Source organism: Streptomyces sp. NPDC054840 (assembly GCF_053611065.1).
In genome coordinates this window covers 1-7,081 of sequence record NZ_JBSGZP010000385.1, presented here as the reverse complement: position 1 = coordinate 7,081, position 7,081 = coordinate 1, and the positions used below count along the sequence as shown (strand labels likewise).

The 7,081-nt window shown below is 72.0% G+C and carries 9 protein-coding genes and 1 pseudogene; 8 read left to right on the top strand and 2 right to left on the bottom strand.

The features are described from left to right. Positions 1–221, bottom strand: a pseudogene (locus ACWGIU_RS24490) (hypothetical protein); the annotation flags it as partial. Positions 222–392: 171 nt separating this feature from the next. Here ACWGIU_RS24490 and ACWGIU_RS24485 point away from each other — a divergent pair. Continuing rightward, on the top strand, positions 393–893 hold the full coding sequence (locus ACWGIU_RS24485; protein ID WP_453709106.1) for a metallophosphoesterase family protein: 501 nt from the start codon (positions 393–395) through the stop codon (positions 891–893). A 58-nt stretch (positions 894–951) separates the two neighbouring features. On the opposite strand, the gene ACWGIU_RS24480 is transcribed toward ACWGIU_RS24485, so the two are convergent. After that, complete coding sequence (locus ACWGIU_RS24480; protein WP_453709104.1) at positions 952–1,689, bottom strand: DUF72 domain-containing protein; 738 nt, start codon at positions 1,687–1,689, stop codon at positions 952–954. A gap of 177 nt (positions 1,690–1,866) precedes the next feature. Here ACWGIU_RS24480 and ACWGIU_RS24475 point away from each other — a divergent pair, with 177 nt between their 5' ends. From ACWGIU_RS24475 to ACWGIU_RS24445, 7 genes are all read left to right on the top strand, one after another. Continuing rightward, on the top strand, positions 1,867–2,769 hold the full coding sequence (locus ACWGIU_RS24475; RefSeq protein WP_453709102.1) for a DUF6328 family protein: 903 nt from the start codon (positions 1,867–1,869) through the stop codon (positions 2,767–2,769). 86 nt (positions 2,770–2,855) lie between these two features. Continuing rightward, the gene (locus ACWGIU_RS24470) at positions 2,856–3,110 is read left to right on the top strand and encodes a hypothetical protein (RefSeq protein WP_453709100.1); all 255 of its coding nucleotides are present in this window, start codon (positions 2,856–2,858) and stop codon (positions 3,108–3,110) included. A gap of 140 nt (positions 3,111–3,250) precedes the next feature. Then, positions 3,251–3,634 carry an STAS domain-containing protein gene (locus ACWGIU_RS24465; RefSeq protein WP_453709098.1) on the top strand — a complete coding sequence of 128 codons (384 nt, stop codon included), beginning with the start codon at positions 3,251–3,253 and terminating at the stop codon, positions 3,632–3,634. Positions 3,635–3,890: 256 nt separating this feature from the next. Then, positions 3,891–4,121: a hypothetical protein gene (locus ACWGIU_RS24460; protein WP_453709096.1), complete on the top strand. Its 231-nt coding sequence runs from the start codon at positions 3,891–3,893 to the stop codon at positions 4,119–4,121. Positions 4,122–4,309: 188 nt separating this feature from the next. Then, positions 4,310–5,056 (top strand): SDR family oxidoreductase, encoded by a 747-nt coding sequence (locus ACWGIU_RS24455; protein WP_453709094.1) that lies wholly within the window; start codon positions 4,310–4,312, stop codon positions 5,054–5,056. A 14-nt stretch (positions 5,057–5,070) separates the two neighbouring features. Continuing rightward, the gene (locus ACWGIU_RS24450) at positions 5,071–5,880 is read left to right on the top strand and encodes an SDR family oxidoreductase (RefSeq protein WP_453709092.1); all 810 of its coding nucleotides are present in this window, start codon (positions 5,071–5,073) and stop codon (positions 5,878–5,880) included. Positions 5,881–6,171: 291 nt separating this feature from the next. Then, on the top strand, positions 6,172–7,081 hold a 910-nt coding region (locus tag ACWGIU_RS24445; RefSeq protein ID WP_453709090.1), incomplete at its 3' end, for a lactonase family protein.

Below are 7,081 nucleotides of genomic sequence, written 5' to 3'. Positions count from 1 at the left end.
GGGCGGATGTTGCGCGCGCCCTGCCCGACCCGCAGGTCGGCGACCTCCTCCAGGCCCTCTCCGCCGACTGAGACGGCTCCCGTCACCCCGCCTCGCGGCCAGGGAGCGGCGGGATGTCCCGGCGATGGGCGTCCGGGCAGGGCCCCATCGCCGGGGAAGCGCCACGCGGGAGGCGCGGGGGAGGCGCGGGATGCGGGGGAGGCGACCAGCGCGGCAGACATGTGACGCGGCGTCGCCATGGCGGTCACGAAACCGGGGGCCCTTCGACGTCGACGAGGCCGGCGGTCGGCCGCGCGCCGGAGCCCTGTGCACCCGGAGCAGTTCGGCCGCGGCCGGCGAGCGGGCCGTGTCCGCCGATGCGGGCGCCGGCGGCGGTCCTTACCGTGGAACGTATGCGGCTCCTGCTGACCTCGGACACCCACCTCCCCACCCGCGCCTCGTCGCTGCCGGACGATCTCATGGCCGCCGTCGACGACGCCGACACCGTCATCCACGCCGGGGACTGGATCGATGAGGCCACGCTCGACCTACTGGAATCCAGGTCCCGCCGGCTGATCGGCGTGTACGGCAACAACGACGGCCCCAGGCTGCGCCGCAGACTTCCTGAGGTCGCCTACGCCGAGCTGGAAGGAGTGCGCTTCGGGGTCGTGCACGAGACGGGAGCGGCCGCCGGCCGAGAGCGGCGCTGCGCCGCACGGTTCCCGGAGCTGGACGTCCTGGTCTTCGGCCACAGCCACATCCCGTGGGACACCACGTCGGGGAGACTGCGCCTGCTCAACCCGGGCTCGCCCACCGACCGAAGGCGCCAGCCCTTCTGTTCGTTCATGACGCTCACCGTTGCGGACGGGCGGCTGTACGACGTCACGCTCCACTCTCTGCCACCACGGCGCTGACTTCTCGCAGGGGGCCGGCGGCCGTCCCGTCTGCCCGCGGTCGTCCCGGCCCCGACGGTCACCCGTGCACCCGGCGCGCCACCAGACGGTTGAAGGCCCGCGCATCAATGACGGCGGCACCGCCGGGGTCGTTGTTGAAGTAGGCGTAGACATCCGCGTCCCGGGGCCACGCGTCCGCGATGCGGTCTGCCCAACTGCGCAGAGCCGTGGGCCCGTAGCGGGGCCAGGGTCTGGCTCGGCCCTCGTGGAAGCGAACGTAGGCCCAGTCCGCTGTCCGCCACAGCGGGGTGAGGGGCCGGGAACCGCGGTCGGCCCAGCACAGGGCCGCGCCGCGGTCCACCAGCACCGCGCGCACCTCATCGGTCCACCACGACACGTGGCGCGGCTCGACGGCGATCCGCGCGCCGGCGGGGAAACAGGCCAGGCAGGTGTCCAGGGCGGCCGCATCGGCCCGCAGCGTCGGTGGTAGCTGGAGGAGGATCGGGCCCAGGCGGTCACCCAGGGAAGCGGCGTGTGTCATGAGCCGTCGCACCGGTTCCGCGGGCTCGCGCAGCCGTTTGACATGGGTCAGGAAGCGGCTCGCCTTGACGGCCATGACGAATCCGGGTGGAGTGCGGGCCCTCCACTGCGCGAACGTCTCGGGCGTGGGCAGCCGGTAGAAGGCGTTGTTGACCTCCACCGTGGGAAAGTGCTGCGTGTACTCCTCCAGCCAGAGCCGCTGCGGCCGGTCCGGCGGGTAGAAGACGCCCGACCAGTCCCGGTACTGCCATCCCGACGTGCCGACGAAGACGGTCATACGGTGCGCCTGCCCGGGGCCGGGCCGGCCATACCACCACCTGCGATCGAGCACCCGCGCCCAGGGCCAGACCTCCGCGCGGGGCAGACCTCCGCGCGGGGCAGGCATGAGCGGGCAGGCACGAGCGGGGGCCCCGCCGCCGTGCCTCGGTCGGCAGTCCGCCCATTCCTGCCGCAGATGGGGAGCCCCGCTGGTGCCCACCATGGGTCACCGCGGCATGGACGGTCGGTATGGGGGAAGACGCCCACTGATCGTGCACATGCCCCGGCCTGCCTGTGCGAGTGGCCGTCACAAGGAGGGCCGGCAGGGTCAGCAAGGAACGGTGGCACCGATGGAATCACGAGAGCCGGGAGAACCGAGGACTCGCCGCGGCGAGACGTTCGACGACCCGGAGAGTCGCGCAACGCCGTGGCAGGATCTCAGAAGGGTCCTCGATCAGATGGTCGATCTCCTCGACGCCGGCGCTGCCACGGCCGGCGGGCCCTGGGAAGACCGCGGCGGCCACGGCCCGTGAGCCTTCCGGAGACCGTCGGCCCCGCACAGGGCGCCGTGCCGGCACAGGACGGCTTCGATGCCCTCGGCCCAAGGCCGACGCGACCGCGCTTGACGATCCCCTCTCCGGGTAGCGGCAGGAAGAAGATCCGAGAATCGCGCAGATACCGCGCGGATACACACCCGGAGGCTCCTCATGATCGCGCGCGCGTCGAACGTGGGGAACGCATCGAGACCTGCGACGAACGCGCGGACCGGCTGTGGCTGGAACTGATGCATGAAGTGCGGGTGGTCCTGACAGCGGTCCAGTTGTTCTTGGCGTTCCTGCTCGCGGTCGCGTTCACTCCGGCTTTCGCACGCCTCACAGGCTTCGACCGATTGCTCTACCTCGTGTGCGTCCTGTGTGGCGCGGGAGCGATGGCGGCGCTGACCGGTCCGGTGGCCCTGCACCGCCTAGTGCGGTGGCCGGGAAGGTTTGCCGGGTTGCGGCGTCCGGTGTGGTGCATCGCAAGGCGGAGGGCCGCGGCTCGTACTGGACGTACTCGCGCGGTCCGACAACGCGGCGAGGTGCCGTGCCGGGCGTCGTGACCCGGTGAACCTTTCCGGTCACAGCACTAGTGACCGGCAGAGGGGTCAAACCCGAGACAGCCCTGTGGGGGTCCCGCCTCTTGTCGGTGGGGCTGACGCTCCTGCTGGTGATGACCGGCCTCGGCCTGCTGATCGTGCTGCGCCAGATCACCGGCCCCCTGACCGCTCTGCTCCTCGATGCCACCCTCGCCCTGTGGTGCGCCGGGTGCTGGATCCTTCCTGCGCTGGTCCTGCGTCACTCGCCCGCGCCCGCGCCCGCCCCGCACCTCGAACCGAGTCCCCGCAGCCGCCCCACGCGAGGCCTGAGCGGCGGTTTCACCGGCCTTCAAGGGGCAGACTAGTCCGGGCGGAACTGAAGTGCCGCCCCTGCGCGGCCGGCTCGACTGCGGGCAGCTGCGACTCCCGGCGCCTACGGGCTCATGGGGGTCAGGCATGTGGTACCTCGGTCTGGGCATACGCCTCTTGTACGAGGAGGCACGCCATGACCGGCACCAACGGGACGACTACGACGACGGCGGACTCGGGCTCGGACCTTCTGGAGGCGAATCCCGATGAGACCCATGTCGTCCATGTCTGCGGGGAAATGGACCTCGATCACGTGGAGACCCTCCGGTCGGAGCTGATGGCGGCCATGGACGGGGCACCACCCGGAGGCGTGCTGGTCGTCGACCTCCTGCGTTCCTCCTTCTGTGACTCCTCCGGTCTGGGCGTGCTTCTGGAAGTACGGCGGCGGGCCCGGGAATCGGGGCGGGTACTGCGGCTGACGGCACTCAGCCACCAGATGGTGCGCCTACTGGAGCTCTCCGGATCGGCGGACCTGTTCGAGGTGGCGGCGCCTGACATCCGGCCGCTTCCGAGGCTGTGAGGGGACATGGAGAGCGGGTCGGACGCGCTGGGCGGCGGACGGTCGAGAGCCCCGGACGGAGGAACTCCTGGAGATCGCCTTCGACGTCGCACACGACTACAGGCGCTGGCGGCCACTGCTGCTACGAGGGCACGGCGAGAGTAGTTGGATCCAGCTCTTCCGAACGGGCGACGTGGGGGTGTGGGTCCTTGCCTGGAACGTGCTGCCCCCCGGTTCCGCCTTCCTCGACCACGAACAGGTTCGAGGAGCCGTGTGCGTGGCGAGGAGCGCGCTGCACCACGAGCGGGCACGACTCGGCAGCACGCCGCACCTGGAGGAGGTGGGCGCGGGGCGGGGCTTCTGCTTCGACGAGACGTTCTTCCACCGCGTGCAGGCCGTGCCCGAGGCCGGCCCGACCGTTTCCGGCCACGTCTTCGCACTCGCCGATCCCGCCATGGGCGACGGTCAGGTCGGCAGTCGTCCGGCGCTGAGCCTCGGCCTGCCCTGACGTCCCCGTCCGTGCCGGACGGGGAGCCGGCAACCAGGAGAACCGTGGGAGCCGCCTGGTGGCCTAACCCCGCGCGCCCGGTGCCCGGTCCCTGCCCAGAGTGAGTCCCACACGACGCGACGGCGCCGGCCCCTCCCCTCCCGGGGGTGGCACCGGCCCGCCGGAACCGAGGGAAGGCAAGGCACAGCATGAACAGCGCGGCACAGGTCGACCTGACGGACAAGCAGGCTCTGGTCACCGGCGGGGCCCGGGGTCTGGGCGCGGCCATCGCGCGGCGGCTCGCAGCAGCCGGCGCCTCCGTCCTGGTCGCCGACGTACGCAAGGACCTCGCTCAGGAGCTCTGCGCGGACCTCGTCGTGGCGGGCGGCCGTGCCCGCTTCGTCGAGATGGACGTGTGCGACCCCGACGCTGTGGCGGCCGTCCTCGGAGACGTCGAGGCGGACGGTGGTCGGGTGGACGTCCTCGTCAACAACGCGGCCGTCGACGTGTCCAAGTCCGTCGAGCACCTGACCGCGGAGGAGGTCAAGCACGTGGTGACCACCAACCTGCTGGGCCCGATGTACCTGTGCCTGCAGACATACCGGCGCATGGTGGCCGCGGGCGGGGGCCACATCGTCAACATCCTCTCCACCGCCGCCAACCGGACCTGGACGGAAGCGGGCCCCTACGCGGCGAGCAAGTCCGGTCTGCGGGCGTTCACCCACACCCTGTTCAAGGAGGCACAGCGGGACTGCACCGGGATCGGTGTCACCGGGATCATCGCCGGCGGAATGGAGACCGCCTTCATCATGGACCGGTTCCCGGAGGCCGACACCGCTCTGCTCCAGAGTCCGGAGATCGTCGCCGACACGGTCATGTACGCGCTGTCCGTGCCCGCCGGGAGCGTGGTCGGGGAACTGGTCGTGGTGCCCCGTCGCGAACCCTCCTGGCCCTGACGGGAGGCTCGACCATGATCAGTCCTCTGGACTTTTCCCCCACCACGGCGGTGGTCACCGGTTCCGACTCGGGAATCGGCCGCGCCGTCGCCGTGCATCTGGCCACGGCCGGACTGGACGTCGGCATCACCTGGCACGAGGACGAGGAGGGCGCCGAGCGCACGGCCCACGAGGTGAGGGCCCGCGGTCGGCGCGCCGTGCTCGCCCGGCTCGACCTCACCGACCTTCCCGACGCCGCCGACGTCATCGACCAGCTCGCCGAGGGACTCGGGCGCATCGACGTGCTCGTGAACAACGCGGGCACCGGAACCGCCACCCCCTTCCTGGACCTGGACCTGGCCACCGTTCGCCAGGTCCTCGACGTCGACCTCGTGGGGCCGCTGTTGTGCGGTCAACGGGCTGCCCGGCACATGATCCGACAGGGCACCGGCGGCCGGATCGTCAACGTCACCTCCGTCCACGAGCACCAGCCGCGCGTCGGCGCCGGCCCCTACTGCGCCGCCAAGGGCGGATTGGGTCTCCTCACGCAGGTGATGGCACTCGAACTCGCCGCGTACGGAATCACCGTGAATGCCGTGGCCCCGGGAGAGATCGCCACCCCCATGACCGGCCAGGAGGACGAGGACGTGCGCACCGAGTCCCGGCCGGGGATTCCCGCAGGCCGGCCGGGCGACGCCCACGAGGTCGCCGCCGTCATCGCCTTCCTGGCCGGACCCTCGGCTTCCTACGTCACCGGCGCATCCTGGGTGGTGGACGGCGGCATGCTGCGGATGGGACCGATGGCCGGGTCGCACATGGACCACGACGGGTGGCGCCGGCCCTGAGCGCCGACCCACCCGGCGCCCTCCCCGGCGACGCGCCGAGGAAGGCCCGGAAGCACGGCGGGCCCCGAGCGGGTGCCCGCCGACCCGGCGACCGACCCAGGTGCGCAACGGCTGTTGACGCCGTCGTGGCCGTCGGTGCGATCCTCGTCGAACCAGTGGTGGCTCGTGGCCAGGTACCACGACCGGACGGCTGAACCCGCCGCCCCCGCCGGCCCGGTCGACACGGGTTCGTGGCAGCCGGCTGCTAGCTTCGCCCGGGTAGCAGCGGACCGACGGCGGAAGGACCACCCGGTGGGCGGCGCGGGAAGCACGTACCAGAGCGTCGGACAGCGCGCTCACATCGGTTCGTTCGCCTCCGGCGGAGGCCAGGGCATCACCACGGCGGCCGTGGACCCAGTCACGGGGGCGCTGACCGTACTGAGCGTCGTCGACGGTGCCGGGGACTCCTCGTGCCTGGCCCTGTCCGTCGACCGACAGGTGCTCTACGCCGCCGGGGGGACCGATCACGGGCTGGCGGCCGCTTACCGGATCACCGCCGACGGTCTGGCCCCGCTCGGACGGCCCGTCCCCGTCGACGGCCTCGGGCCGGCGTACGTGAGCGTCGTCGGGGACCGGCTGCTGATCGCCAACTACGCGTCGGGCACCGTGAGCGGTCTCCGTATCGCGCGCGACGGCCGGCTGGAGGGCCCCGCCGTCGTCCTCGGCCACCGCGGCAGCGGGCCCGACCCCGAACGGCAGGCCGGCCCGCACGCCCACCACGTGACGCCGGATCCGAGCGGCCGCTGGGTGCTCAGCGTGGACCTTGGCACCGACTCGGTACGCGTGTGCGTGCCCGATCCGGCCGGCGGGCCTCTCCGCGTACGTGCCGAGACGCCGCTGCGTGCCGGGAGCGGTCCCCGGGAGGTGGTTTTCCACCCTCGCGGGGACGTGGCGTACGTGGTCCACGAGCTGGAACCGCAGTTGACCGTCTGCCGGTGGGACGCCACCTCCGGGCGCCTGTACCCCACCGGTGAGGTCGCGCTGGGCTCGGGCGACGACGCGGCGGACGCGAGGGAGTACCCGTCGGTCGCGCTCGTCTCGGGGGACGGCCGCTTCGTCTGGGCGGCGATCCGGGGCAGCAACCTCATCACCACCCTGTCGCTGTCCGACGGCGCCGAAAAGCCCCGGATCACGGATGTCGCGAACTGCGGCGGTCAATGGC

What these genes read in the sequence shown, in the direction of transcription:
- ACWGIU_RS24475 (WP_453709102.1), top strand. Translation starts at nt 1,867, where the DNA reads ATGGGGAGCCCCGCTGGTGCCCACCATGGGTCACCGCGGCATGGACGG.
- ACWGIU_RS24485 (WP_453709106.1), top strand. Translation starts at nt 393, where the DNA reads ATGCGGCTCCTGCTGACCTCGGACACCCACCTCCCCACCCGCGCCTCG.
- ACWGIU_RS24480 (WP_453709104.1), bottom strand. Translation starts at nt 1,689, where the DNA reads ATGACCGTCTTCGTCGGCACGTCGGGATGGCAGTACCGGGACTGGTCG.
- ACWGIU_RS24450 (WP_453709092.1), top strand. Translation starts at nt 5,071, where the DNA reads ATGATCAGTCCTCTGGACTTTTCCCCCACCACGGCGGTGGTCACCGGT.
- ACWGIU_RS24465 (WP_453709098.1), top strand. Translation starts at nt 3,251, where the DNA reads ATGACCGGCACCAACGGGACGACTACGACGACGGCGGACTCGGGCTCG.
- ACWGIU_RS24455 (WP_453709094.1), top strand. Translation starts at nt 4,310, where the DNA reads ATGAACAGCGCGGCACAGGTCGACCTGACGGACAAGCAGGCTCTGGTC.